At 48.0% G+C, this 26276-nt stretch carries 19 protein-coding genes and 1 pseudogene; 5 read left to right on the top strand and 15 right to left on the bottom strand.

What is annotated here, in order from left to right; translation table 11 throughout:
• Positions 1-17 precede the first annotated feature (17 nt).
• The 12 genes and pseudogenes from BST96_RS21100 to nfuA form a co-directional block, all read right to left on the bottom strand.
• Positions 18-754: pseudogene (locus BST96_RS21100) on the bottom strand (enoyl-CoA hydratase/isomerase family protein).
• 111 nt (positions 755-865) lie between these two features.
• Positions 866-2437 carry an acyl-CoA carboxylase subunit beta gene (locus BST96_RS16495; RefSeq protein ID WP_085759748.1) on the bottom strand — a complete coding sequence of 524 codons (1572 nt, stop codon included), beginning with the start codon at positions 2435-2437 and terminating at the stop codon, positions 866-868.
• A 23-nt stretch (positions 2438-2460) separates the two neighbouring features.
• Positions 2461-4059, bottom strand: a complete 1599-nt coding sequence (locus BST96_RS16490; protein ID WP_085759747.1) for an AMP-binding protein — start codon at positions 4057-4059, stop codon at positions 2461-2463.
• A 24-nt stretch (positions 4060-4083) separates the two neighbouring features.
• Positions 4084-6072, bottom strand: coding sequence for an acetyl/propionyl/methylcrotonyl-CoA carboxylase subunit alpha (locus BST96_RS16485; protein ID WP_085759746.1), 1989 nt, complete (start codon positions 6070-6072; stop codon positions 4084-4086).
• A 15-nt stretch (positions 6073-6087) separates the two neighbouring features.
• Positions 6088-6900 (bottom strand): enoyl-CoA hydratase/isomerase family protein, encoded by an 813-nt coding sequence (locus BST96_RS16480; RefSeq protein WP_157117994.1) that lies wholly within the window; start codon positions 6898-6900, stop codon positions 6088-6090.
• A 29-nt stretch (positions 6901-6929) separates the two neighbouring features.
• Positions 6930-8552, bottom strand: coding sequence for an acyl-CoA carboxylase subunit beta (locus BST96_RS16475; protein ID WP_085759745.1), 1623 nt, complete (start codon positions 8550-8552; stop codon positions 6930-6932).
• Positions 8549-10333 carry an acyclic terpene utilization AtuA family protein gene (locus BST96_RS16470; RefSeq protein WP_240554826.1) on the bottom strand — a complete coding sequence of 595 codons (1785 nt, stop codon included), beginning with the start codon at positions 10331-10333 and terminating at the stop codon, positions 8549-8551. The genes BST96_RS16475 and BST96_RS16470 overlap by 4 nt, the downstream gene beginning before the upstream one ends.
• A gap of 40 nt (positions 10334-10373) precedes the next feature.
• Positions 10374-10598 (bottom strand): acyl-CoA carboxylase biotin carboxyl carrier protein subunit, encoded by a 225-nt coding sequence (locus BST96_RS16465; RefSeq protein WP_085759744.1) that lies wholly within the window; start codon positions 10596-10598, stop codon positions 10374-10376.
• Positions 10599-10633: 35 nt separating this feature from the next.
• The gene (locus tag BST96_RS16460) at positions 10634-11467 is read right to left on the bottom strand and encodes an enoyl-CoA hydratase (RefSeq protein WP_085759743.1); all 834 of its coding nucleotides are present in this window, start codon (positions 11465-11467) and stop codon (positions 10634-10636) included.
• A gap of 9 nt (positions 11468-11476) precedes the next feature.
• Complete coding sequence (locus tag BST96_RS16455; protein WP_085759742.1) at positions 11477-13009, bottom strand: long-chain-fatty-acid--CoA ligase; 1533 nt, start codon at positions 13007-13009, stop codon at positions 11477-11479.
• 388 nt (positions 13010-13397) lie between these two features.
• Positions 13398-13607, bottom strand: a complete 210-nt coding sequence (locus BST96_RS16450; RefSeq protein ID WP_007224698.1) for a cold-shock protein — start codon at positions 13605-13607, stop codon at positions 13398-13400.
• Positions 13608-13961: 354 nt separating this feature from the next.
• Positions 13962-14579 (bottom strand): Fe-S biogenesis protein NfuA, encoded by a 618-nt coding sequence (gene nfuA / locus BST96_RS16445; protein ID WP_085759741.1) that lies wholly within the window; start codon positions 14577-14579, stop codon positions 13962-13964.
• 249 nt (positions 14580-14828) lie between these two features.
• On the opposite strand from nfuA, the gene metH reads away from it, so the two are divergent.
• Positions 14829-18518, top strand: a complete 3690-nt coding sequence (gene metH / locus BST96_RS16440; RefSeq protein WP_085759740.1) for a methionine synthase — start codon at positions 14829-14831, stop codon at positions 18516-18518.
• A gap of 54 nt (positions 18519-18572) precedes the next feature.
• Here the strand turns inward: metH and BST96_RS21500 are convergent, their stop codons facing one another.
• The gene (locus tag BST96_RS21500) at positions 18573-18686 is read right to left on the bottom strand and encodes a methionine synthase (RefSeq protein ID WP_420814608.1); all 114 of its coding nucleotides are present in this window, start codon (positions 18684-18686) and stop codon (positions 18573-18575) included.
• Between the two features lie 412 nt (positions 18687-19098).
• Between BST96_RS21500 and BST96_RS16435 the strand changes: the two genes are divergently transcribed.
• The 3 genes from BST96_RS16435 (at position 19099) to BST96_RS16425 (ending at position 22527) form a co-directional block, all read left to right on the top strand.
• Positions 19099-20757, top strand: coding sequence for a nitrite/sulfite reductase (locus BST96_RS16435; protein WP_085759739.1), 1659 nt, complete (start codon positions 19099-19101; stop codon positions 20755-20757).
• Positions 20747-21229: a DUF934 domain-containing protein gene (locus BST96_RS16430; protein ID WP_085759738.1), complete on the top strand. Its 483-nt coding sequence runs from the start codon at positions 20747-20749 to the stop codon at positions 21227-21229. The genes BST96_RS16435 and BST96_RS16430 overlap by 11 nt, the downstream gene beginning before the upstream one ends.
• A gap of 128 nt (positions 21230-21357) precedes the next feature.
• Positions 21358-22527 (top strand): cation:proton antiporter domain-containing protein, encoded by a 1170-nt coding sequence (locus tag BST96_RS16425; protein ID WP_085759737.1) that lies wholly within the window; start codon positions 21358-21360, stop codon positions 22525-22527.
• A gap of 85 nt (positions 22528-22612) precedes the next feature.
• Here BST96_RS16425 and BST96_RS16420 read toward each other — a convergent pair whose 3' ends face one another.
• Together BST96_RS16420 and BST96_RS16415 are read right to left on the bottom strand one after the other, a co-directional pair.
• Entirely contained in the window at positions 22613-23542 is a 930-nt protein-coding gene (locus BST96_RS16420) for an electron transfer flavoprotein subunit alpha/FixB family protein (protein ID WP_085759736.1), read from the bottom strand.
• Positions 23542-24291, bottom strand: a complete 750-nt coding sequence (locus BST96_RS16415; RefSeq protein ID WP_085759735.1) for an electron transfer flavoprotein subunit beta/FixA family protein — start codon at positions 24289-24291, stop codon at positions 23542-23544. The genes BST96_RS16420 and BST96_RS16415 overlap by 1 nt, the downstream gene beginning before the upstream one ends.
• A 339-nt stretch (positions 24292-24630) precedes the next feature.
• Between BST96_RS16415 and BST96_RS16410 the strand changes: the two genes are divergently transcribed.
• Complete coding sequence (locus tag BST96_RS16410; protein ID WP_240554825.1) at positions 24631-26271, top strand: electron transfer flavoprotein-ubiquinone oxidoreductase; 1641 nt, start codon at positions 24631-24633, stop codon at positions 26269-26271.
• Positions 26272-26276 lie beyond the last annotated feature (5 nt).

The raw sequence follows: 26276 nt of genomic DNA, 5'->3' as shown, positions 1-26276 counted from the left end.
CAATCCTAAAATAATGATTAGCGGCAATCTTCGTCGCGAATATCGCCATCGTTTTCTACAAAATCTTTCATCGCTTGCAAGCTATCAGGGGCAACCATTAAATCACAAAATAAGGTTCGCTCCTTAGCAAGACCTTCTTCAAGTTCCCAATCGGCAGAACCTCTGATTAACTGTTTAATATGTGCCGAGGCTCGGGGGTCTTTAGTGGCCAGCTTATTGGCAATCTCTATGGATCTGGCGACAACATCACCCTCTACACATTCCATGGCAATACCCCATTGCACGGCTTGTGCTGGTGAAATCGTTTGCCCTAATAACTCCATCTCCAAAGCTTTTGATTGGCCTATTAACCGTGGCAGACGCTGAGTACCCCCGGCACCGCCCAGTAAACCGAGATTAATTTCTGGCAGACCCAAATCATAATCACCCTGTTGCACCAAACGAAAATCACAGGCCAGAGTAATTTCAAACCCCCACCCATAGCAGTGCCATTAATTGCAGCAATAAAAGCGATTGGCATTGACTCCATTCGTGCTAAACATTGATGTAATTGCGATTCGGGAATTAAGCGGTCCAGCGAAAAACGTAAACCGCGCTCCGCCATCCCCTGACTGCGCTCTAACAACACAGCCACATCATAATGACGAATAAATACACCCTCTTCACTACCGGTAAAAATTACCGCCCGCACCACGCTATCGCCATCCACCTCATCTAATAATTGCGTCAGGGCTTCGCCCGTTAGATGATCCATATAACTGTGTGGCGGATTATTAAATCGGGCAATCCAGACTGTCTCTTGTTTTTCTATTAACAGACGCGATGACATAAAGGTTTCCTACGATTAAGTCGGATAATCGGATGACTAGACAGGTGAAATAGAACGCACTCTGGGCGGGCTGCGATCTGGTCTTCTGGGTAGACAGGATGCCAGCACTTCAATAATGCGCTGACGGGTTTCTCTTGGATCAATCACGTCATCAATACCAAAATCATGGGCCGCGTCTAATGCGCCGGTTTGACCTTTGATATCGTCAATCATGTGCTGCCGTTCAGTGTCCGGGTCATCGGCTGACTGGTATTTTTTCTTATAGGCAACATCCACCGCCCCTTCGATAGACATGGCACAAATCTCTGCCGTGGGCCAGGCAAAGGCCGCATCAGCATCAAAGCCTCGACCACCTCCCATAGCATAATAGCCTCCACCATAACCTTTGCGCAGTACCACCGAGATCAAAGGTACGGTGGCAATGCCCATTTCATAAAACAGCCGGCCACTGCGACGCCCCAACCCGGTATCTTCAGCGGCGGGACCAATGGCTATACCGGGAATATCTATCAAGGACACTAAAGGAACCCCAAATGCATCACATAGCGCAATAAAATGTGCAGCCTTTTCACAGGCGGCCGCATCGAGTATGCCGCCTTTTTGCATCGGCTGGTTAGCAAAAAAACCGACCGGCCGACCATTCATCCGCGCCAAGCAGGTCAGCATATTTTTGGCAAAGCCCGGCTTTATCTCAAAGACACTGCCTTTATCTGCAATCACTTTAATCACTTTGCGCATATCGTAAACTTTACGGCTATTGGCAGTCACCAAATCCAATAGCTTATCATCACGACGATCGATCGGATCGTCACAGGGAATGATTGGCAAAGGCTCACCCGCATTGCTGGGCAAATAGGATAGAAATTGCTGAATGGCCTGTAGGCATTCTTCTTCAGTATCCACAGCCAAATCAGCAATACCTTGCTGGTCGGCCTGGCGCCTGGCACCGCCCAATGCTTCTTTTGAAATTTCCTGCCCTGTACCCGCTTTAACTAACGCAGGGCCGGCAATACCCATGGTCGATTTTTCCCGCACCAAAACGACAAAATCAGACAGTGATGCATAGGCCGTCGGCCCAGCAAAGCCCTGCCCCATGATGGCGGTGACATTCGGCACCCAGCCAGAAAGTCTGCTGATTAAATGAAAGACCGGTGAAGCCGCAGCAAAATGCGCGGCATTCATTCCGTCTTGAATGCGGTGACCGCCACCCTCTAACATCATTACCAAAGGTTGACCCCGATCCGCAGCACGGTTAATCAGGCGCCCCATCTTATGGTCGGCATGGGTACCAATACTGCCACCTAGTACAGTGAAATCCTGAGACACGACTGAAACCTCGCGCCCACCAATCTTGCCGCTACCCGTCACCGCCCCATCAGCAGGAGCCTCTAAATCTCGACTTAGGGCATTGCTGCGATCAGGGCCGACCAAACCACCGACTTCCCGAAAGCTATCGGCGTCCAACAATTGCTGCACACGCTCTCTTGCGGTCCCCATACCCTGCTCGCGGCGCTTAGCCACCGCATCCGGTCTTTGCTGGTCTGTTATTGAGGCACGCGCTTCCTCTAACTGTTGTAGTAAGTCCCGTGATGTTATTTCATCAGACATACACTATTCCTCTCTACGGCCCACTAGGACAACTGATCTCGTTTAACCACAATACCTGCTGCTTCACGGTCCCAGGTATCGTCGGTCACACCCGCTTCTTTCAGCAGATGTTTTTTTATTTTTTGGGTTGGGGTTTTTGGCAACTCATCAACAATACGAATAAATCTCGGCAACATAAAATAGGCCACTCGCTGCTGCAGAAACTCAAATAATGCCAGCGGCTCTACCGTATTACCCGCTAGCGCTGACACCACAATCATAACATCATCTTCACTTAACTCACTGGGCACTGCTATCGCAGCAGCTTCCCTTACCTGAGGAAAAGCGGTGACTTCATTCTCGACTTCAAAGGAAGAAATATTTTCACCGCGCCGACGGATAGCATCCTTGATTCTATCAACAAAGTAAAAGTAGCCCTCTTTATCGTATTTAAAGCCATCACCGGTATGAAACCAGCCATTGCGCCAGGCCTCAGCAGTCGCTGGCGGATTTTTATAATAGCCATGATTCATCGACCAGGGGCGGTCGGTGCGCAATACCAATTCCCCTGTGACACCCGGCGCGACTTCACAATCATTTTCATCAACGACACGCGCTTCAACACCTGCCCGAACTTTACCGCAGGTACCGTTTTTTTCAGGAAAAGAATCAGATACTAAAGGACCTGATATTTCCGTCATATTAAAACAAGTACGCATATCAATACCGTAACGCAAACCAACCGCACGACCATCGTCATTCCAGGGTACGCAGAGGGCTTTTTTCAAGCTATGGTTTTTGTCCTTATCGCTAGGAGGTAGTTTTAATAAAAAAGGAATCATAGCGGCTACTAAACAGGTCGAGGTAATTTGATAATCATTAATGGTCGACCAGAATTCATCGGTTTTAAAATGGCTATCAATAAAACAGGAGCCACCATTGGCCAGAGTCATAATGACATAGATGGTACCGCCAGCATGAAACAGCGGCATATTAATCAGAGAGCGATCATCACTATCCACATAAGGGTGAGCCTCGGGACCCATTGAATAGCCTTGCAAATACGAGGATAAAACCGCTTTAGAGGGCCCGGTGGTGCCCGAAGTAAAAATAATATATTGCGTATCCCAGGGTTCAATAAGCTCAGGGGGCTGTGAGAGCGGTTGGTGAGCGATTAGGGCAGATTCCGGCAAAGTATTAAGCGCGGTTAAATCAACCTTATCGTGAGTGACAATCACATCCTGTAATCCACCCGTTTCAATCGCATTAAGTCTCGGTGCTAAATCAGCATGACAAATCATTAGCCGTGCATCTGACAGTTGAACCACATGCTGCAACAAACTACCTTTGTAAGCGGTATTAATCGGAACATAGACAGCGCCCAGATAATTTAAACCAAACCAGGTCAGCAACGCCTGCTTATTATTAGGCTGCCAACTGAGTACATGATCACCTTTGCTGACGCCTAAAGATTGCAGGGCGCAGGCTGTGCGCTGGGTCATGGCTAACAGAGTTTGCCAAGACCAACTTTCACCGCCATAGAACACCACCGCCGTTTGCTCAGGGCGCTCGCTAGCCCACCGCTCTAACTGGTAGGCCAGTACACACTGTTCTTTTGCTGGGATGCGCGGGTCATAAACCATAGCCAATCCTGATTATTATTGTTGTTAGCAGCCGGCAATCGCTATTAATATATCGTTAGCAGCAACCTGACTGCCTTCCGCCACGGCCACTGCCTCTATCGTACCATCGATATCTGCCACTATATCATGCTGCATTTTCATGGCTTCTACTACGGCAACACGCTGGCCCTGTTTAACGGCATCGCCAACGCTAACCAGCAACTCCTGCATAACCCCGTGCATAGGGGCCAGTAATTGACCGTCACCAGCAACTGCTTCCGCACTGGCAGAGAAGGCCAACTCATTGCGACATTCAATATTCGCCCCTTCAACTGAGAGTAATAACACACCCGGCTCCGGCATTAGAAAATAAACCGTTTGACCCACGCCATTAATCCGCAGCCTGGCAGTGTTCTCTCCGAGATTAAGTAACTCTAAGACTAGCGCCTGATCATTAAGCGCAACCTGATAGCAATTAGTGGCTGTAGGACTTACCAATAGATCAAAGGACTGCTTGGCAAACTGATAAACATAGCGGCTAGCCATATGCCCGGTACTTGACCAATTTAATAAATCATCGGCCACATTCAGGCTAGCCTGCATTGCCTGCTGCTGCTCCAGAGCATACTGAATCACCGCAGCTATAGCGGCGGTGTTAGTACTGACAGATGAGTTTTTTAAATCAGCCTTGGAAAATTCCTGATCAATAAAGGCCGTGGTGGCCAGCCCTTTAGCAAAGGTTTCTCGTTCCAGTATATCAATCAAAAAACGCTTATTACTGGTGGTACCGAACAGCAGGGTATTCTTTAATGCGGCCATTAAACGATGTCTGGCCGTTTCACGATCTGGCCCCCAGGCAATCACCTTGGCCAACATGGGATCATAGTAAGGGGATATTGCCTGACCACTATCGATGCCGCTATCAATACGCACCCCTTCACCCACAGCTGCCTGCCAGAGAGCGATCTGGCCGGTACGGGGTAAAAAGCCCTTGGCCGGATCTTCTGCATACAGGCGCACTTCCATAGCATGGCCATTGAATTGAATATCCTGCTGCGATAGCGACAGGGCCTGACCCTGCGCTACCTGAATTTGCATCGCTACCAAATCCTGGCCGGTAATCAGCTCCGTGACCGGGTGTTCAACCTGCAAGCGGGTATTCATTTCCAGAAAATAAAAATGACCCTGATCATCCAGTAAAAATTCGACGGTACCTGCACCGCGATAATTAATCGCCCTCGCTGCCTCTACCGCCGCCGCTCCCATGGATTCACGTAATTTGTCGCTCATTACCGGGCACGGTGCTTCTTCAACAACTTTCTGGTGGCGACGTTGTACCGAGCAATCACGCTCACCTAAATGAATCACATTGCCTTGGGTATCGGCGAATATCTGAATTTCAACATGGCGGGGATTGATAATGGCTTTTTCCAAAATCATCTCGTCGGAGCCAAAACTATTTAACGCCACTGAGCGTGCCGAGCGTAACGCTTCGACTAAATCTTCGGCTTTATGTACCAGACTCATCCCACGGCCACCACCACCGGCAGCCGCTTTTGCCATAATGGGATAGCCAATATTCTCAGCCGCAGCCATCAACACCTCGTCCGTTTGATCCTTTTCTTCATAACCCGGCACACAGGGAACCTGCGCTTTAATCATGTGGCGCTTGGCTTCAGCCTTATTACCCATCAATGCAATGGATTCAGCACTGGGACCAATAAAAACCAAATCTGCCTGCTCACAAGCTTTGGCAAACTCAGCATTCTCTGACAAAAAGCCATAGCCGGGGTGAATCGCTTCAGCACCGGCCGCCTTGGCTGCTGCTAAAATATTATCGATCACCAAATAACTTTCATTGGCTGGCGAAGGACCAATGGCAATGGCATCGTCCGCCATTTTTACATGGATGGCGTCGGCATCTGCTTCTGAGTAAACCGCTACGGTACGATAACCAAGCTGCTTCGCGGTCGATATTACCCTGACGGCTATTTCGCCACGATTGGCGACCAATATGCTATTAAAGCGTCTCATAATTTTATCCAAGTCTTAGTGTTTTACCGACCAATAGGGTTTGCGTTTTTCAAAAAACGAGGCGACACCTTCACGCCCTTCATCGGAAAGCATACAAGCGGCAAAACCTTTGGCAGCAAAGTCCACCATCTCTTCACGGTTTAAATGACGCGTGGCCAGCACCACTTCTTTGGTAACCGCATTGGCACCGGGAGCGCAGCGTTTAACTTGTTGCTTAATATCCGCCTCGACTTGATCCAAGCCTGATGCATCATCGACCACAAAATCAGCCAAGCCCAAGCGCCCTGCTTCTTCACCATTAAACCGAGAGGCCGTTAACATTAATCGCCTGGCACTACTTAAACCCAAACGCTGCACCACAAACGGTGCTATCTGCGCGGGAGGAATACCCAATGTGGTTTCCGTCATGGCAAATTTTGCATCACGGGTGACAGCAACAATATCGGCGATACACACCATACCAAGGCCACCGGCCATAGCGGCACCTTCCACCAAAATCACTACGACTTGTGGCATTTCATTGATCAGGTCAAACATCTCACCTGCTGCACGGCTAGCCGCTTCTATATCAGCCTGTGATTGCTCACCGCCCTGAAATCCCGCTTTAAAGTTTTTTAAATCACCACCGGCACAAAACACTCCACCTTTGCCACGCAGGGTAATACCCCGGCAGCCCTGATCATCGCGCACGGCATTTAATACCGCGCAGAGATCATCGGTAAGCCCTTCGGATAAGGCATTGCGGCTTTCAGGACGGTTAAACCAAATGGTTAGCCAGTTGTCGCTTTGCTCTAACAACAGCTTGTCTGTATCGGGTAGTATTTTCACTATGCTTCTCTTGTCAGGTAGATAATCAATTACAATCTGGCTACACCAAAGCTATTGGGGTTTAGCTCACGGTGCCGTGACTCCCAACAGGTTTGTAAGGCAAAGCCCAATACTTTTCGGCTATCTCTTGGGTCAATCATGCCCTGATCTAACATTAGGCCTGAGGTGTAAAAGGCGCTGGACTGATCATCAAAATATTGAATAATCGATTGCTGCTGTTTTTCCATTAGCGCTTCATCTACCTCGATACCTTTTCGAGCAGCACCGGCTCTGGCCACAAAATCCATGGTAGAGGCAGCTTGCTCACCACCCATAACACCGGTAACCGCATTGGGCCAGGTAAATAGAAAATCAGGCTCATAACCAATACCGCACATACCGTAGTTGCCAGCACCGAAACTGGCGCCAATATATAAGGTGATTTTAGGTACACTGACGGTTGATACGGCCTGAATCATTTTTGAGCCATGCTTTATCATGCCGTTGCGCTCATACTCTTTACCCACCATAAAGCCGGTGATATTGCCAAGAAAGATCAGCGGTATGTTGGACTGGTCGCAAAGCTGCATAAACTGAGCGGCCTTGGTGGCCCCGTCAGGATCGATGGGGCCATTATTGCCGATAATGCCACAGGCATTGCCAAAAATACTGGCATGGGTGCAGACAGTGGTGACTCCATAGCGGGGTTTAAATTCATCAAAATCAGAGCCATCTACCAAACGGCAAATTAACTCGCGGACATCATAGGGCTTGCGATAATCCACGGGTACCAGACCAGCAATGTCATCACTGGAATACACTGGAGCTTTAAATAAAGACTTTTCCGGTTTGGCGCAGGATTTATTCCAATCGATACGTTCGATAAGGTTACGAGCCAGTAATAAGCCATGGGCATCGTCTTCTGCGGTATATTCCACCAGACCGGACACTGTGGCATGCATTTCGGTACCGGCCAGCTCTTCATCACTGGACATTTCACCGGTGGCAGCCTGCACCAAAGCAGCACCGCCCAATGAAGCGCGCCCCCTACCCCTTACACTGATCACATAATCGCTAAGTCCGGGCATATAAGCGCCACCAGCAGTGGCAGGCCCGTGCAATACAGTAATGGTTGGAATGCCCGCCGCGCTAAGTTTAGCCCGGCGATAAAACATCCCGCCAGCATGAGCCCACCCTTCTACACGGTATTCCATTAAGTTAGCCCCAGCACTTTCAACCAAATGTACAAAAGGTAGTTTGTGGCGCAATGCGACATCAAGGCAGGCCTGGATTTTCTCACCGGATTTTGGCGTGGCTGCTCCCGCATTAATACCGCTATCGTCCACCATAACAAAACAACGTATGCCACTGATAAAACCAATACCGCTCAGGTTACTGGCACCGGCAACGGATTTTTCCCGGTCCGGGGTATCCACTAAGAAATTGGCCAAACCATACATTTCTAAAAACGGCATACCCGGGTCCAGCAAACGCAATAAACGCTCTCTGGGTAGCAGCTGTCCACGCTCATCAAAACGCGGTTTACGTTTAGCCGACAACTCAACGGCACGCTGTTTGATATCGTGATAATCATCAATCAGCGACAACATCTCCTGCCGGTTCTCGGCAAAGCTCTCGCTATCGGTCGTTAAGCTTGAAACAAACGCACTCATTTAAGTGTCTCCGCTGATGGGTCTAGTAGCTGCTCAGGAATAACTATGGGGTGATCCAGTAAAATTTGTGCATAGGCTTTTCCCTGAGCATCGCTGCGCAGGCTTGCCATACCGCCACCGCCCAACACATGATGGATTAGAAAGTTGATGGCATTGGAACCCGGCAGTAAAAAACACTCGACAGGCTCTTCACTACCACCTTTTTCCATAAAATGCGCAAAGCGCTTGGCAACACTATCTACTGTTAAAGACTGAATAATATAAGGCAGGAACTCTGGCTGGCGGGCAATTACACCAATATTGGCTTTATCACCCTTATCACCACTGCGAGCCCAAGCCAGTGTAACCAGCGGCACAACGGCCATACCTTTAAGGTCCTGACAATCCACCGCTGGGACAGGCTTAATTTGAATTTTTTTCTTAGCGGAATGTTCAATCGATAAGGGCTGAAATTCTGTAAGTTCTTGCCCATTATCAATCTGTATAGACAGCTTGTGTTTAGGGATTAAAAAAGAAAATAAACGCACAACAGGTGACGGCTTTGGGCGAGCACCGGCAAAAATCGACAAACCCGGTGGAGCCGATAATGCCAGGCCGGTCACTTCTTTTAGCAATATAGCAATCGCTTTAGCATCGGCATGGCGCGCAGCCAACTTCAGCACAACTTCACGGGAGCTTTCCAATTGCTGGAAATCTCCGTAATGTGTTTCAGCCCCCATCACTTCAATGCTGACCTCTTTAAAATCTTCCATTTGCCGCGCTTGAAAGACTGAACGCACACGCTTTAATACCAGCTCAGCAAAGGCCTCGGCTTTTTTATCTGCATCGATACCGCAAAAGTTATACAGAGAACCGCCGCGCCAACCATCCGCATAGGTTGCACTCACTTTATAACTGTCTGTAGCGGGATAGCCGATAGCCCCCGACACATTCACTCTATCCTCCGCAAGCTGACTAATAAGCACTTGGGAGAAATCACAAACCACATCCGGCATTAGGTAGGCCTGCGGATCACCGATTTCATACAGCATTTGCTCAGACACGGTGCCGACACTCACCATACCGCCAGTGTTAGCTGGCTTAACAATATCAAAACTACCATCCACTTTAACTTCCGCAATGGGGTAGCCCGCCCGATCAAGACTATCGACGACCTGCTGCCAATCGGTAAAGTTACCGCCAGTGGCCTGAGTGCCACACTCAATAATATGGCCAGCCAGTGTACCGCTTGATAGCTGATCCCAATCGTTAGGCTGCCAGCCGAACTCATAAATACAGGCAGCCAGAGTGACGGCACTATCCACACTGCGACCCGTAATCACAATATCCGCGCCCTCCGCCAATGCTTGGGCAATGGGAAAAGCTCCGAGATAGGCATTGATACTAACGACAGATTCAGCCTTCGGGAAAGCTTCGCCAGAAAACATTTCTTTGCTATTACTCAAGTCCAGATCATTAGCATCCAGCAAGTCATCACCGGTAACGACTGCAACCGTTAAATCCAGCCCCATCTCAGCAATTAAAACTCTGGCCGCTTCACCACAGGCTTTGGGGTTAACACCGCCAGCATTCGAAATCACTTTGACTCCCTGCTTTGCGATAGCGGGTAGATTATGCTTTAAAGCACTGCTTATAAAGTCAGTGGCATAACCCATATTGGCATCTTTGGCCCGAGCTCTGGCCATAATCGACAAAGTGACTTCGGCGAGGTAGTCGTAAACGATATAGTCCAGCTCCCCACCATCTAATAACTGCGGTGTGGCTACGGAGGAATCCCCCAATAACCACTGGCGCCACCAATGCGAATCATCTGTTTACTCATCACTGAATGTCCAGTCTGGCCAAAATCTGACCCTCTACAACGGCCTCATCTTTAGCCACCAGTATTTCAACGATCCGCCCATCTTCCGGTGCGTCTACAGGAATTTCCATTTTCATACTTTCGATAATCATCAGGGTATCGTCCTCTGTAACAGACTGCCCTTGCTGGATATCGACCTGCCATACTTTACCGGTAACTTCTGCGACTATATTGATCACTGCCATTGCGAGACTCTCATGATTGATTGAAGGTAAAACGATTAACTCTCTTGCTTGGCTTTTTTCATACCATCCAGATAAACCATAACGGGCTCACCGGTGGCAGCCTGGCTATTACCATGGCCCAGTTCATGAATATCAAACACACTCTCAATGGCATTCGCCTGCCCCTGAATATCCAGCGTACGATTAACCGCACGCTTGGCCATTGCCAAACCAAAGGCTGGTTTTTGGGCTATTTTTTTAGCCATGGCCATCGCTTCGTTATTCAATGCCTCTATAGGCACGACCTTGTTAACCATGCCTAGCTGCTCGGCCTGGTAAGCATCCAGCGAATCGCTGGTAAATAGCAGCTCCTTAGCTTTGCGTGCACCCAACTCCCAGGTGTGGCCATGATATTCAACGCCGCCAATCCCCATATGCACAACAGGGTCGCTAAACCGGGCATTATCAGCCGCAACAATCAGATCGCAGGGCCAAATCAACATAAGACCCGCTGCAATACAGGCACCCTGCACTACAGCAATAGAGGGCTTGGGGATATTGCGCCACTTACGGCAGAACTCGACAAAGTGTTTTTTTTCGTAATGGTATAAATCAGCAATGACTTCACCTTGCCAATCGACATCAGGGACCTGCTCCATGGCCTGCCTGGAAATGTCATGGCCGGCAGAAAAGTGCGGACCATTAGCATTCAATACAATCACTTTGACGTTTTTATCATCCGCTGCTTTTTCCCAGCAACGGTCAAGCTGCTGGATAAGATCTAAATCCTGGGCATTGCGCTGCCTGGGTCGATTTAGCGTTATCACTGCAATGTGGTCTTGTACGCTATAGAGGACTTTTGCTTCGTTATCTGCTGAATGATCTGACATAGCCTTTCTCTAGTTAGAAAACTGTTCTCGTAATTGCTGCTTAAGTATTTTACCGCTGGGGTTTCTGGGCAACGCACCAAGCCACTCAAAGCGAGCCGGTATTTTAAATTTAGCCAAATGATCGGCACAGAAGGCTCGTAACTCATCACTATCGAGTGATTGATTGCCCACCAATACAGCCAAAGGCACTTCACCCCAGCGGGCATCAGGGATACCGACCACAGCCACTTCATTGATCTGTTGATGTCTTGCCAAGACGGTTTCAATTTCCGCCGGATAGATATTTTCGCCCCCCGAAATAATCATGTCTTTTACCCGGCCCACAATATAGAGATAACCTTGCTTATCCATCCTGCCGATATCACCGGTATATAACCAGCCATCCTTAATGGTTGCGGCGGTCGCTTCGGGGTTATTCCAATAGCCTTGCATCACTTGCGGGCCGCTCGCCACAATCTCTCCGGCCTCACCCTGCTCTACATCTTTACCCTCACTGACCAAACGCAGCCGGGTATCAAAGGTCGCGCGACCACAGGCACTTAATAAATCCGGGGCTGATGCCAGCGCATAGCGATGATCCGAAGGCGACAGCATAGCAACAATGGAGTTAGCTTCGGTTTGGCCATAGCCCTGAGCAAAGTCACAATCAAACACTTCAATAGCCCGCTTAAGCAAGTCCACCGACATGGGCGAGGCGCCGTAATAAATAAGCTGTAGCGATGGAAAGGATTGACGATGTATATCGGGCACATGATTAAGGATAAATTGCAGCATGGCGGGTACCAGCGTTGCCGCCACAATAGGCTGACTGGATAAGGCCTCCACCACCCGCTCCGGGCTGTAGTCACGGTGAATAATCAGGGTTAAGCCCTGAATCAATCCGGTATAGGCCGTCATAATCCCCGCCGCATGGTACATAGGGGCCACTAATAACATCTGCTCACCCAGTCCAAAGGTATATTCTGATGCCATGGCTGTCTGGTAAACATTGGCAATCACATTAGCATGGCTTAGCAGCACGCCTTTGGGCATACCGGTTGTGCCACTGGTATACATTTGGGAAAGAATATCGGAGGCAGCGATAACAGGAAGAGAGTCAGAGACTGCCTGCTCACCGTCACCTAGCCATTGCTCAAAATCAGGATAAGCTGGATGAGAGCCAAACAAGCCGATAACAGGCAAGCCTGAACAGTGCTCCGCCACTTCATCAATAAATTCAGCATCAATCAATAAACACTGGCTAGTGCCATCAGCAATAATAAAGGCCGCTTCCGAGGGACTTAGCCGATAATTGACCGCCACCGGCACAACGCCCAATTTACTGCAGGCTAATATCATCGTAAAAAAGTTAATGGAGTTTTTACCCAGCAAGGCGATACGGTCACCCCGGCTTAAGGACATTAGCCGGAGGCGATCAACGGCACGGTCAACCCGGGCCTCAAAGTCGGCAAAGCTTAGGCTGACCTTACCCTCAACCAGAAACGGCGAATCACCATGCACTCGGGCATGATAATCGAGAAACTGATGAAGGCATTGAAACATAGAACAACAACCAGCTGGTTAATAGAGCTCACTATCATACAGGGATTAGCAATTTATTCTATACCAAGCGCTTGCTTGGTTTATATACGCATTATTTTATATAAAATATTTATTAAACAGATAGTTATAGATCAATTATAAAGTAAATACTTAATATAAAATCTTATCTTATTGATCTGGCTGACCCACCTTAGCGCCAGATCCAGGATCAATCTAACGGCTGTCACTTTCTTTCAGGCACAAAAAAACCGCGACAAGCGCGGCTTTCAACCCTACTCACACAGGTGAGCAAAGCGTGATATAACAGGCTAAAAAATTAACCCGTCATCAGGAAAAAGGTACTGCAAGAGCCTTAATCCCAAGCAAATTCAGCGTACTTATAAAAAACTTATAAAGGTACTACGTTCTCAGCTTGTGGGCCTTTTTGGCCCTGAGTTACTGTGAACTCAACTTTCTGGCCTTCAGCCAAAGTTTTGAAACCTGAAGAGTTAATCGCACTAAAGTGTACAAACACATCAGGGCCAGACTCTTGCTCGATGAAACCAAAACCTTTGCTTTCGTTGAACCACTTAACGGTGCCAGTAGTTTGATCAGACATATTACAATCCTATTTTACTTATTAGCATTTGCTAACATTTAACATTCAATATTTAACCCATACACACGGATGCATGTAGAGCAATCTAGCTGGGAAATTTGGTGTTGATTATGATGAACAGGACGAACTACTGCAGATGGAGCATCGTAATGATTGAACATAAAACAAGCCGTATTTTCAAGCTGAGTAGATTGTAACCACTTTATAAGGCCCGTCAATCACTTTATACAATTTTTTTCTAAGGGCTAACTGCTGCGAAATCAGTGCGTTAGATAGTTTGAAAAGGAAAAGCTGGTCAAAAATGTTAAAAAAAGGCTGCCAAATTGGCAACCTTTGAAATACAGACGGGAACAATTACTTGAAATAAGCATGTGAACGGTCGGTATGATCCGTCATATCCATCACCGCACTAAGCTCTGGCACCTGTTCTAACAGGCTTTTCTCAACACCATCTTTCAGGGTGGATTCAACCATGCCACAGCCCTGACAACCGCCACCAAACTGCAATATAGCAATATTCTCGTCAGTCACCTCTAGCAGCGAAACCTCACCACCATGGGCTGCCAAGGAAGGGTTTACCTCATTAAACAAGACATAGTTGATGCGATCTTCAATTGGGCTATCGGCATTAACTTGCGGCAACTTGGCATTCGGGGCCTTAATCGTTAGCTGACCACCCATACGGTCTTTAGCATAATCAACCAATGCATCTTCCAGAAAGGGAATACTGCGAGCTTCAAATCTGGCGGTAAACTTCTCATAGCTAACCAGAGTATCCTCTTCGTCAATATCAGCTTCACGGCAATAGGCAATGCAGGTCTCTGCTTTAGGAGTACCGGGCGCATTCACAAACATGCGAATACCCAATACATCATCGTCCTGACCTTCCAGCAACTCAGCCAGGTAATCCTGTGCTGACTCAGTGATAGTCATCTTTAATTCTGCTGTTGCCTGCTCGGCTACTTCTGACATGAGTGATAAACCTCTGACTCAATAATTGATCGTTTTAATGCCCTAAAAAAACTATATCAAAATATTTCAATATAGTTTAAGATGCGTTTTTTGACGCTATAGCTATACCTGCATACGCGACTTAGTCCGCTATTATACTGTGATTGCAGCGCTATAGAGAAGCAAACAAGTCAGTTAATTTTGTATTTACACGCTCTAAACCCTTTGATTTATAAGGGCTAACGGCAATTTATGGTAGACAGGCTCCAAATGACAGCAGCAACCCCCCGTATCGCCCAACTTAAGCAAGCCCTTAAAGAGCGCATCCTGATTATAGATGGAGCCATGGGCAGCATGATTCAATCCTATGGGCTTGAGGAAGCGGATTACCGTGGCGAGCGTCTGGCTGACTACACGATTGATATCAAAGGTAATAATGACCTGTTATCGATCACCCAACCCCATATTATTGAAGAGATCCATACCGCATACCTGGATGCTGGCGCCGATATTATTGAAACCAACAGTTTCAATGCTACCCGTGTAGCTCAGGGCGACTACAAACTCGAAGAATACGCCTACGAAATCAATGTCGCGGCAGCCAATGTAGCCCGCGCCGCCGCCGATAAGGCCACTGCAGCCACACCCGATAAGCCCCGCTTTGTCGCCGGTGTACTTGGCCCCACCCCTAGAACAGCTTCTATTTCTCCCGATGTAAATGACCCGGGCGCTCGCAATATTACCTTCGATCAACTCGCCGAGGATTATTACCAATCCACCAAAGGCTTAATCGAAGGCGATGTCGATCTGATTATGATCGAAACTATCTTTGATACGCTCAATGCCAAAGCTGCTATCTACGCAGTAAAACGCTGCTTTAGAGATTTAGGGATTGAATTACCGATTATGGTATCGGTCACCTTCCCAGATATTAGTGGCCGCGTTTTATCCGGACAAAGCCCGGAAGCTTTCTGGAATGCTATCGCCCACGCCAAGCCCTTAATTGTTGGGACCAACTGTGGCCGCCGCTTTAAAGAGATACGCCCCTTTGTTGAAGAGTTAGCCAACGCAGCTGACTGTTATTTTAGCGGCCACTTTAATGCTGGCTTGCCCAACGCTTTTGGTGAGTACGATGAAACACCGGAAGATATGCTGGACGATTTACAGGGCTTTGCGGATCGAGGCTTTTTAAATCTGGTCGGGGGTTGCTGTGGCACCACGCCAGACCATATTGCCGCCCTTGCCACCATCGCTGATAACGCCAAGCCCAGAGAAGTAAAAACGCCAGCTGCCGCCTGTCGCTTAAGTGGTTTAGAGCCTTTTACGATTAGCCCTGATTCGTTATTTGTAAACGTCGGCGAGCGCTGTAACGTTACCGGCTCAGCCAAGTTTAAGCGTCTTATTATCGACGGCGATTACGACACAGCCCTTGATGTAGCCAGAGAGCAAGTTGAAAACGGCGCGCAGGTTATCGATATCAATATGGATGAAGGCATGCTGGACGCCGAAAAAGCCATGGTGACATTTTTAAACCTGATTGCTTCTGAGCCTGATATTTCTCGCGTCCCGATTATGGTCGATTCCTCTAAATGGGAAATTATTGAATCGGGTTTAAAATGCATCCAGGGTAAAGCCGTGGTGAACTCTATCAGCCTTAAAGAAGGCGAAGCAGAGTTTATTGAAAAGGCACAACTGTGTTTGGACTACGGCGCTGCCGTTGTGGTTATGGCGTTTGATGAAGAAGGCCAGGCGGACACCCTCGCCCGTAAAAATGAAATTTGCGAACGCTCTTATAACATTCTGGTAGAGACTGTTGGTCTGCCGCCACAGGATATTATTTTCGATCCCAATATTTTTGCCGTTGCCACCGGGATTGAAGAACACAATAACTATGCCGTGGATTTTATTGAAGCTTGTCGGTTTATTAAAACCAACCTGCCCCACGCTATGATTTCCGGTGGAGTCAGCAATGTGTCCTTCTCTTTCCGCGGTAACAACCCGGTACGAGAAGCCATCCACTCCGTATTTTTATATCACGCCATTAAAGCCGGGCTGGACATGGGTATTGTTAATGCCGGCCAGCTTGCAGTTTATGACGACCTTCCCGCTGAACTTAAAGAAGCGGTTGAAGACGTTATTCTTAACCGTCGTGACGACAGCACCGAAAGACTGCTGGATATTGCCGGTGATTATGCCGGTGACGGCGCTAAAAAACAGGTCGAGAATTTAGAGTGGCGGGAACTGCCCGTTGAAAAACGTATCGAACACGCCTTAGTTAAAGGCATTACCACGTTTATTACTGAAGATGCCGAAGAAGCCCGCGTTAATGCCAAACGCCCTATCGAAGTCATCGAAGGCCCGCTAATGGACGGTATGAATGTGGTCGGTGATTTATTTGGTGACGGTAAAATGTTTTTGCCACAGGTCGTTAAAAGCGCCCGGGTAATGAAACAGGCCGTGGCTCATTTACAGCCTTTTATTGAAGAAGAAAAAGATGATGGCGCTACCAGCAATGGCAAAATCATTATGGCCACGGTTAAAGGTGATGTGCACGATATTGGTAAAAATATTGTCGGGGTGGTTTTACAGTGTAATAACTACGAGGTCGTTGACCTTGGGGTAATGGTTGCCTGTGATGAAATCCTCCGCGTCGCCAAAGAAGAAAAGGCCGATATTATTGGCCTTAGCGGCTTGATTACTCCTTCACTGGATGAAATGGTCCATGTCGCCCGCGAGATGAAAGAACAGGGATTTTCTATTCCCTTAATGATTGGCGGTGCAACCACATCTAAAGCACATACCGCGGTTAAAATTGAACCGCAATATGATCAGGCGCCTATTGTTTATGTCCCCGATGCCTCTCGCAGTGTTTCGGTGGCCAGCACACTGCTTAGCGAGAGTCTGTTTGATAATTTTTGGCAGGAACGCAAAGATGAGTATGCCGTTGTGCGCGAGCGGGTTAAAAACCGTCAACCTAAAGCCAAGCCTTTAAGCTATGAAGCGGCAAAAGCCAATGCCCCCAAAATTGAGTGGGATAATTACACTCCACCGAAACCCAGCTTTGAAGGTATTAAAGTGTTTGACGATTATCCGCTAGCGGATTTGGTCGACACTATCGACTGGACTCCGTTTTTTATCAGCTGGGATTTAGCCGGCAAATACCCCAAAATTCTTGATGATAAAGTCGTTGGCGAAGCTGCACGCACCTTGTTTGATGACGCCCAAACCCTGCTTGGCAAGCTTATTGATGAAAAGCTGCTAACAGCCAAAGCTGTGATTGGTTTCTGGCCAGCCAACCAAGTCAATAGCGATGATATTGAAGTGCTGACCGGCGACGACCAAGCCACTACCTTGCATCATATTCGCCAACAAACCGCAAAACCCAACCGCAAGCCCAATTTCAGCCTGGCTGACTTTATTGCCCCCAAGAGCACGGGGCTTGAAGATTATATTGGTGGCTTTGTGGTTACCGCTGGTATTGGTGCCGAAGAATTGGCCCAACAGTATGAAGCCGCCGGTGATGATTACAGTGCGATTATGGTTAAAGCCTTGGCCGACCGTTTGGCAGAGTCTTTTGCCGAGCATATGCACCTGCGTGTCCGCAAGGAATTCTGGGGCTATGCCGGAGAAGAAGCTTTAAGCAATGAAGAGCTGATTAAAGAGCGTTACCACGGTATCCGCCCTGCACCGGGCTACCCTGCCTGCCCTGACCACACCGAAAAAGGCACGCTCTTTAAGCTGCTATCGGCAGAACAGAATATCGGCGTTTCATTAACCGAACATTACGCGATGACGCCAGCTGCAGCAGTGAGTGGTTTTTACTACTCTCACCCGGAATCCAGTTATTTTGCCACCGGCAAAATCAGCAAAGATCAGGTAGATAGCCTGGCAGAACGTAAGGGGATGACGGAGAAGGAACTGGAGCGCTGGTTGTCGCCGGTATTGGATTATGACCGCTAGGCGCAGCTAGAGAGGCTTGACCAAGGCGCTCATTCGAGCGCCTTAAATCGTTTGTTAAACGGGCATTCCGCTCAACCAAAATACAACGGTACCGACCACAAGGGCAATCACTGCGGTGGCGGCAAAGGCATCGTTTAAGCCATCATTATACTTTTCTTGATCTGACATACTGCTTGTCCTCAGGTAATACGGTTGGGTGGGTATATTTTCTGGGCGGCATTATAGCAGCATCTCTTTAAATCAAAAGGGAATTTGATCACTCACTGACCGCAGGCGCATGGCTGTAAAATACTCCAGATAACGTAGGGTGGATTATAATCCACCGGTTATGACGGCTCCGGGCTGGGTTTGGTGGATTATAATCCACCCTACTATATGCTGAGCCTTGAAGGCTTTTTGACTTAAAACGCCGACGCCACAATAGGCCTCCCTAGCAGCCATGCGCCTGCGCAGGAATAACACTGTGATGGCCCGGAGGAACAGGAACAAATATACCAAGCAATTTCAAAAACTTATCTCGCCCAACGCCATCAAATTTAGTACAATCCCGCGTCATTTTTAGCTAACACGCAAGGTTCCAATGTATATATACGACGAACACGACCAGCGCCTGGTAGATGAACGGGTAAAACAGTATCGCGGCCAGACAGAGCGCTACCTGGCCGGCGAAATCACCGATGAGCAATTCCTGCCTTTACGCCTGCAAAATGGCCTCTATGTGCAGCGTTTAGCACCTATGTTGCGTATTGCCATTCCCTACGGCACCTTTAATAGCACCCAGATGCGAAAGCTAGCCCATATCAGCCGTCACTATGACAAAGGCTATGGCCATTTCAGTACCCGCCAGAACTTACAGCTAAACTGGCCCAAACTGGAAGAAGTCCCCGATATTCTGGAAGAGCTGGCCTCAGTGCAGATGCATGCCATCCAAACCAGTGGCAACTGTATCCGTAATACCACCACTGACCAATTTGCCGGTGCCGCAGCGGATGAACTGGAAGACCCTCGCCCCTATTGTGAGATTATCCGGGAATGGTCTACCTTCCATCCTGAGTTTGCCTTTTTGCCCCGTAAATTCAAAATCGCTGTTTGCGCTTCAGAAGCGGATCGCGCAGCAACGCAGATGCACGATATTGGTGTTGAAGTTGTTCATAACGCTGCCGGTGAAACAGGCTTCCGAGTATTAGTGGGTGGCGGCCTGGGCCGCACGCCGGTGATTGCTACCGAGATTGTTGATTTCTTACCGAAGCAGCACTTGATCACTTATTTGGAGTCGATCTTACGGGTATATAACCAGCTGGGGCGTCGTGATAATAAATACAAAGCAAGAATCAAGATTCTTGTTCGCGCCATGGGCATTGATGCCTTCCGTGAGAAAGTTGAGCAAGAGTGGGCAGCCATCAAAGATGGTCCCTCTACGCTAACAGAGGCCGAATTTGATCGCGCCAAGTCGTTTTTCCGCTCACCGGATTACGCCACTATTGATGATGCCGCCGCTGAAACTGCATTAGCAGAGCAAGCTGCGCAAAACCCGGCATTTTCTAATTGGCTAAAACGTAACGTCGACGCCCATCAGGCTCCCGGCTACGCCATGGTGACCTTATCACTTAAAGCTACAGGCTATGCACCCGGTGATTTAACGGATAAGCAGATGGAAGCCGTTGCCGATATGGCAGACCAGTTTTCCTTTGGAGAGATACGCGCCAGCCATCAGCAAAACCTTATTTTGGCCCATGTGCGTAAAGACCAGTTGCTAGCTGTCTTCGAGCAAGCACAGGCACAGAATTTTGCGACGGCTAATATCAATTATCTAACGGATATGATTTGCTGCCCCGGTGGTGATTTCTGCGCCTTGGCTAACGCCAAGTCGCTACCCGTCTCTGAGGCTATCCAGCGAAAGTTTGATGATCTTGATTATCTCTATGACCTTGGCCCTATTGATCTGAATATCTCGGGCTGTATGAATGCCTGCGGTCATCACCATATCGGTCATATTGGTATCTTGGGAGTAGATAAAAAAGGCCAGGAGTTTTTCCAAATATCCCTGGGTGGCAGTCAGGATAAAGATGCCTCGCTAGCTAAAATCCTTGGTCCTTCTTTCTCCGCTGCCGATGTTCCCGATGTCGTCGAAAAAATTCTCGATACTTATGTGGGTCTGCGCACCGCAGAAGAAAGCTTCCTCGACACTTACCGACGTGTCGGCATTGATCCGTTTAAGGAGAAAGTCTATGCCAAATAAAATGATTAAAGACGGCGCTGTTGTCGATGATAGCTGGCAGGTTTTGGATAATGAAGCGACCGAAGTTCCTGAAGGTGCAGTGATTATTCCACTCGCTTTATGGAACCAGCAAAAAGACACTCTGGCCCAGCGAGGTCAACTAGGCGTTTGGTTAAATAGCGATGAGTCACCACAACTTATTGCCGATAGCCTGGACAGCTTTGAGGTTGTTGCCATTAACTTCCCCGCCTTTGCGGATGGCCGTGGTTTTACTTATGGCCGTGAATTGCGTGAGCAACATAGCTATCAGGGTGAAGTAAGAGCGATTGGTGGCTTTATTCGGGACCAGCTATACTTTCTGAATCGCTGTGGCTTTAATGCCTTTGCCCTCGACGGTGTTGACCTCGATAAAGCTCTGGATAGCTTCGCTGATTTTAGTGATGCTTATCAGGCGGCCATTGACCAGCCCGAACCATTATTTAAAAGGCGTTAAAATAGCCCTCTCATTCCCGCCTCCGTGGGAATGACGCTTGAATAATTCGTTAAGGGCCACTATTCAGTGGCCTTTTTATTGGTTTAACGTAATAATCCTGTAAAGACTATAATCGGCTAATCATTATCATGGACCCAAACAGCATTACCTTTGCTTTTTTCCTGATATTCTCAGGTGCCGCCGTGCTTGCCTCGGTTGCCCTCTATACCCGCCAGCCTATGATCATCGCTTATATTGCTTTAGGCGCACTTATAGGCCCTTATGGCATGGGCTATGTTACCGATTTAAAACTGTTATCCGATATCGCCCACTTCGGCATTATTTTCTTATTATTTTTGCTCGGTCTGGATATGCAACCCCAGGCCCTGCTTTCAACAATGAAGAAAGCCTCCTGGGTAGCCATTATCAGCTCGATTGCCTTTGCCGCTATCGGTTACTCCGTTGCCTGGAGCTTTAACTTTACCCATACCGAATCCATTATTGTCGGTGCCGCAATGATGTTTTCCAGTACCATTATTGGGATTAAATTATTACCTACCACCGTGCTTCACCACCGCCATATGGGTGAGATGATGATCGGCCTACTATTAATTCAGGATGTTATCGCCATCTTTGTACTGCTGATATTGCTTAGCGGTGATCTGGGTGAGTTTGATTTAATGTTACTGGGTAAAACCATTATCGCCCTGCCCTTGTTTATCCTTTTTGCGATTGGCTTTGTTAAATATATCTTACTGAAACTGATTCAAACCTTTGATCGCTTCCATGAATATATTTTCCTACTCGCTATTGGCTGGTGTTTAGGGATGGCAGAAGCGGCCCATATGGTTGGACTCTCTGCGGAAATTGGTGCATTTATCGCAGGAATCTCTTTGGCAACCAGCCCTATCTCCCAATATATTGCGGTCAATCTAAAACCCTTGAGAGACTTCTTTTTGGTATTGTTCTTTTTCTCGCTGGGCGCACGTTTTGACTTAAGTTTACTGGGTAGTATTTTATTACCCGCCGCTATTCTGGCTTTATTAATTATTGGCCTAAAACCCGTCATCTATTACGGTCTGCTACGCAATGTCAGCGAACGAAAACCGCTGGCCTGGGATATTGGCTTTCGCCTGGGGCAAATCAGTGAGTTCTCATTATTAATAGCCTATGTAGCAACCGGCGCATCACTGATAGGCACAGAGGCCTCGCACCTGATCCAGGCCACGGCGATTATTACCTTTGTTATTTCTTCTTATATAGTTATCTTTAACTGCATGACACCTATTGCTGTCTCAGATAAATTACGGCGAGACTAATCCAACCATACAACTCATAGCTTAGCCTGACTAACAGGCATAAAAAAACCCGGCTAATGCCGGGTTTTTTTGTACTAAAATCCAGTTACAGCGCTGCATCCAGCTCAGGAACTGCATCAAACAAATCAGCAACCAGACCGTAGTCTGCTACCTGGAAGATAGGAGCATCTTCGTCTTTGTTGATGGCAACAATGATTTTACTGTCTTTCATACCTGCCAAATGCTGGATAGCACCGGAGATACCCACAGCAATATACAGATCTGGCGCAACGATTTTACCCGTTTGACCGACTTGCATATCGTTAGGTACAAAACCCGCATCAACCGCAGCACGTGATGCACCTACAGCAGCACCGAGCTTATCGGCAACTTTTTCCAGCATGGCGAAGTTTTCACCATTTTGCATACCACGACCACCAGAGATGATGACGCCAGCAGCCGTTAGTTCAGGACGGTCACTCACAGCAACCTCTTCGCCAACAAAGCTTGAAATACCTGCATCATGGGCAGAGGCAATGGCTTCAACCGCAGCAGAACCACCTTCAGCTGCAGCCGCATCAAAAGCAGTACCACGAACGGTAATCACTTTAATAGCATCAGCCGATTGCACGGTTGCAATAATATTGCCTGCATAAATAGGACGCTTAAATGTATCAGCGCTCTCAACAGCAATAATGTCAGAGATTTGAGCAACATCTAATAAAGCGGCAATGCGAGGAGCAACGTTTTTACCCGTTGTGGTCGCAGGCGCCAGGATATAACCGTAATCACTGGCTAATTCAGTGACCAGCGGGGCAACGTTTTCAGCTAACTGATTAGCATAGGCGGCATTATCAGCTACCAGTACTTTACTAACACCGGCAATTTTTGCAGCAGCTTCACCCGCAGCAGCACAGTCAGAGCCAGCAACCAAAACAGTGATATCACCGCCGATGGCTGCCGCAGCTGTTACCACATTTAAGGTAGCGCTTTTGATAGAAGCATTATCGTGTTCAGCTAAAATTAAAATACTCATTAGATCACCTTCGCTTCATTTTTCAGTTTATCGACAAGCGCTTCGACTGACTCAACCTTGATACCCGCTGCACGTTCTGCAGGTGGCTCAACTTTAACGGTGGTCAAACGAGGAGCAACATCAACACCCAACTCTTCCGGTGTCATTACATCTAATGGCTTTTTCTTGGCCTTCATAATATTCGGCAGAGAAGCATAACGAGGCTCGTTTAAACGAAGATCGGTAGTAACAATCGCCGGCAGGTTTAAAGCAACAGTCTGTAAACCACCATCAATCTCACGAGTAACATTCACTTTACCGTCAGCAACAACTACTTCAGAGGCAAAAGTACCCTGAGGCATGCCCGCTAAGGCAGCCAGCATTTGGCCAGTCTGGTTGTTATCACCATCAATGGACTGCTTACCCAGAATAACCATATCTGGCTGTTCTTTATCGACAATGGCTTTGAGGAGTTTGGCAATAGCCAGAGGCTGTAATTCAGCATCGGTTTCTACCTGAATACCGCGATCAGCTCCCAGAGCTAAAGAAGTACGAATCTGCTCTTGGCAGGACTTATCACCCAGGGATACCGCGATGATTTCAGTAACGGTGCCCGCTTCTTTTAAGCGAACAGCTTCTTCAACTGCAATTTCACAGAATGGATTGATAGCCATTTTTACATTGTTCAGATCAGCGCCAGTACCATCAGACTTGGCACGCACTTTTACGTTAGCGTCAGCAACACGCTTAACAGGAACAAGAACCTTCATAAGATTCTCCGTTTTGAAGTCATGAATTTGGCCAGTCGCCGGTAAAACCCGATAAATAGCGAATAGCCCCGAAAAAACGCGCGTATGTTGACGCTTGTGGCCCCGAAGGTCAATAGCTTTTTCTGACACTCAAACATACATAAACTGCCAAACAGCGGCTTCTAAAAGCTTATTTAGCCAATGAATTGGCCATATTCACCCCTGTTATGGGTTTAGCAGGTCAATCTTCCTATGGCTGTTGGCACTTTTGTGAATGAACTTATATACTTAGCGCCCTTCGAGCGCCCCGGATATAACCCCCCCGCGCTATCTAAATTGATGATTATGAGGACATTTGTTGTGGAACGTGAATCTATGGAGTTCGACGTTGTTATCGTCGGTGCTGGCCCTGCGGGCCTGTCAGCTGCCTGCCGTATTCGCCAGCTAAGTGAAGACATCACAGTCTGTGTGGTAGAAAAAGGCGCAGAAGTCGGTGCACATATCCTATCCGGTGCCGTGATGGACCCCAAGGCTATTGCTGAGCTGTTTCCAGACTGGAAAGAGCGTGGTGCCCCGCTAAATGTTCCCGTCACTGAAGATAAGGTGATGTTGATGAATAGCCAGTCCAGCGCGATTGGCGTTCCCCTGCTGTTTGCCCCCGGCTTTCATAACGATGGCAATTATGTCGTTAGCCTGGGCAATGTCTGCCGCTGGTTGGCAGAACAAGCTGAGGCAATGGGTGTTGAGATCTACCCCGGTTTTGCCGCCGCTGAGGTCCTGTATAACGACGATGGCAGTGTTAAAGGTATTGCCACCGGTGATATGGGGGTTGCCGCTGATGGCAGCCACAAAGACGCTTATATGCCCGGTATGGAGCTACACGCCAAATACACCGTATTTTCAGAGGGCTGTCGAGGCCACTTAGGCAAACAGTTGATTGAGAAGTTTAATCTCGATGAAGGCTGTGACCCACAGCATTACGGTATCGGCTTTAAAGAAATCTGGGAAATTGACGAATCCAAGCATAAGGCGGGATTGGTTATTCATACGACCGGCTGGCCCGCCTCCAAAGGTACAGCTTCTGGTAGCTACTTGTACCACTCTGAAGGTAATCAGATCGCGATTGGCTATGTGGTACCACTCAGCTATGACAATCCTTCTGTTTCCCCATTCGATGAATTTCAGCAGTGGAAACAGCATGAAAAGATCAAAAGCTATCTAGAAGGTGGCACCCGTATTTCTTATGGTGCCAGAGCGCTGATCAAAGGTGGCCCTCAGTCTCGCCCTAAAATGAGTTTCCCCGGTGGTTTATTAGTCGGTGATGACGCTGGCACACTGAACTTCGCAAGAATCAAAGGCAGCCATACCGCAATGAAATCAGGCATGCTGGCCGGCGACACACTGCATGCTGCACTAACAGCAGAAGGAGCTTCTGCTGGCGCTGATCTGGTGGATTACGCTAATCGGTTTAATGGTTCATGGCTGAATGATGAATTGCAAAAGTGGCGTAACTTTGGACCATTGCTGCATAAATTTGGTGGCATTATTGGTGCAGGTTTGGCGTTTATCGATCAAGGTATTTTCCAGGGTAAACTTCCATTTACCCTGCGTGACAAAACACCGGATTATGCAACACTAAAGCCATCCGCTGATATGCCCACAATTGAATACCCCAAACCCGATGGCGTTATCAGCTTTGATAAGTTGTCTTCCGTATTCCTTTCGAATACAAATCACGAAGAAGACCAACCTTGTCACTTAACCTTAAAAGATGCTGATATACCCTTGCAGAAAAACCTGCCAATGTATGATGAGCCCGCCCAGCGCTACTGCCCTGCCGGTGTTTATGAAATCGTTGAAGAAGCAAGTGGTGAAAAGCGTTTCCAGATTAATGGCCAGAACTGTGTCCACTGCAAGACCTGTGATATTAAAGACCCTGCACAGAATATTGTTTGGGTAACACCTGAAGGTCTGGGTGGACCGAATTACCCGAATATGTAGTGTAT

Origin of the sequence: Oceanicoccus sagamiensis, from assembly GCF_002117105.1 — a bacterium.
Classification (GTDB): domain Bacteria; phylum Pseudomonadota; class Gammaproteobacteria; order Pseudomonadales; family Dasaniaceae; genus Oceanicoccus; species Oceanicoccus sagamiensis.
Note: the sequence above shows the minus strand (reverse complement) of the source record. Positions and strands in the feature narration are given on the sequence as shown.